Consider the following 2252-nt stretch of genomic DNA (forward strand, 5'->3'; position numbering starts at 1 on the left):
AGGCAGCCGGCGACGCCGCGAAGGCTAGGCGTCGCGCTGCCAGTGCACGCGCAGTGTTGGATCGGTCCTCGACGTAGTGCCAGGGAAGCGCCGATTTGTTCAGCGCTTCGCGCAGCGCAGGGACGCGGGCGCTGAGAAATCCAGGATAGATTTATTCAGCGCTTCTCTAGTCGAGCGTGCCCTGGTTGGCGTGGTGGATGGCCTCGCCCAGGCCCCGCGCCAGGTGGGCGTCAGTGGTGATGATCAGCCGGCCGTCGGCGGTGTCCTTGCGCGTCAATCAGAGCAATATCTCGAAACGCTCGGGCGGGAAAGCTTCCGGCACCCGCGGTTCCTTGAACAGCTCCACCGCCGGCGCCACTTCCATGAAGGCGCAGCCCAGGTGCATCAGGCGCCGTGCCGGCGCAGGCAGGGCGGCGTCAGCCGGGAACTGGCCCAGATAGGCCAGCACCGCCTCCATACGCGGCAGCAGCGCGTGGTAGAAGGCTTCCAGGTCGTGGTAATCGCCATTCACGCGCCGGTGGTTGCGCGCGGCTTCCGTAGGCAGCGCCCACAGCGCCGCCCAGTGTTCCAGGTCGTGAAAATCGCCCGGCAGCAGGTCGGTTCCGCTCATGACTGCCTCCTCAACCCTGCCGCACCAGGCGGTCGACCACTTCGTACTGGTGGCGACAGGCGATTTCCTGGTCCGAGAACTGAAGCTCCCGGATGCCGCCCGATTCCAGCCCCCGCTGGCCCGCCTCCAGGGTCGACAGGTCCTCCAGCACGGCATCGCGCAGCAGCACCTTGGAGAACTCGCTGGCCACTTTCACTGCCGCGTTGGGCGCCTTCATCATGTACATGCGCACTTCCCAGTGGGTGCGGTTCACGGCTTCGGGCCAGAAGTTGTAGGTGAAATACCAGCCGTTGGCCGGATCGATGAAGAAATTGGGGAAGAACACGTTCACATCGAAACCCCAATTGCGCATGCCACCCGGATTCAAACCCGGCATCAGGTCCTGCATGGCGGCGGCGCCCTGGGTCAGCGTGGCGGCGGCCTTGAAGGCCAGCGCCTCGGCCGGCTTCGGGTTGCGCGACGGATTGGCCGGGCAGGACAGCGCCCGGTGCGGGCCGTCGATGCGCGCGTGATCCAGGATGCAGCTGGCGGTCTCGCCGCCGCTGAAGGCGTCCGGAAGGGACCGCCGATGCACCATGGCCACGTGATAGCCCTCCTGGAAGGCATCGGTGAACGCCTTCCAGTTGCAGGCGACCGTGGCGCGCCATGATCCGACCAGTTCCATCTGGTCGAACGGGTAGTCCTGCAGGTTGGCGCCCAGTTCGCCCAGATAGGTGCGCAGATCCTGCGGCGGGTTCTGCTGCGGGTGGATGAACACGAAGCCGTTCCAGGTGTCGCACGTGAACTCGGGCAGACCCAGCGCCTCCCGGTCCAGCTGGTAGAACTCGCCCTGGTCTGGCACGTCCACCAGCCGTCCGCGGCTGTCGTAGACCCAGCCGTGAAACGAGCAGGTCAATGCCTTGCGGCAGCCGTGTTCCCGGTAAGTGAGCAGGTTGCCGCGGTGCTGGCACACGTTGTGAAACGCGCGCACCTGGCCGTCGTCGCCGCGAATCACCAGCACCGACACGCCCAGCACGGCCAGGTTCTTGACGAAGTAATCGCCGGCATTGGGGATGGCATCCGCCCGGCCCAGATTCAGCCAGTGGCGCCGGAACACGGTTTCCCGCTCGCGCTCGAAATAGTCGGCTGAAATGTACGGCTCGACCGGCACTGGCCCACTGCCGAGGTCCGGATACTTGCTCGCAAAGCGAAAGGTGTTGCGCTCCTGCTTGCCCATGGCTGCTCCTCCAGTGCGTCCTCGCCGTTGCCGTATACCGGTCGGCGGCACACGTCTTAACATGCGTTCAGCAGTCGCAGCAACAATGGCCCCGAGGAGCCTGGGTCGGAGCCTCGCCCAGCGCCCGGCGCGAGCGGCCGGTACGGGGCGGGCGCCCGCAATGCTTCGGTCGGATAACCGCAGCGGCCGGTTGCCGGCAGGGTGGCCGGATCGAGGGCCGGCGAACGGGGCGGTTGATTTGTAGTCGTCATAAGCTGATGCTTCTGCGGTCGCGTGGCATTCTAGGACGCTCGACCGACCGGTCGCGCCACGCGGGAGGACATCGCTCATGGGCAGCCTGCACGACAAGACCTTTCCCGGCGAAAGCGCCGCCTGCCGCCCCGCGCGCGACACCCTGCTGGCGGCCGAAGCCGCGTCGCGCAAGCA

General features: G+C 66.5%; 2 protein-coding genes. Both read right to left on the reverse strand.

What is annotated here, in order from left to right:
• Positions 1 to 277 precede the first annotated feature (277 nt).
• Positions 278 to 610, reverse strand: coding sequence for a hypothetical protein (locus tag VIR09_RS16640; RefSeq protein WP_332013875.1), 333 nt, complete (start codon positions 608 to 610; stop codon positions 278 to 280).
• 10 nt (positions 611 to 620) lie between these two features.
• Positions 621 to 1826 carry an aromatic ring-hydroxylating dioxygenase subunit alpha gene (locus VIR09_RS16645; RefSeq protein WP_332013876.1) on the reverse strand — a complete coding sequence of 402 codons (1206 nt, stop codon included), beginning with the start codon at positions 1824 to 1826 and terminating at the stop codon, positions 621 to 623.
• Positions 1827 to 2252 lie beyond the last annotated feature (426 nt).

The sequence above is a fragment of the Achromobacter sp. genome (genome assembly GCF_036567245.1).
In the GTDB taxonomy this organism is placed as follows: Bacteria; Pseudomonadota; Gammaproteobacteria; order Burkholderiales; family Burkholderiaceae_B; genus Achromobacter.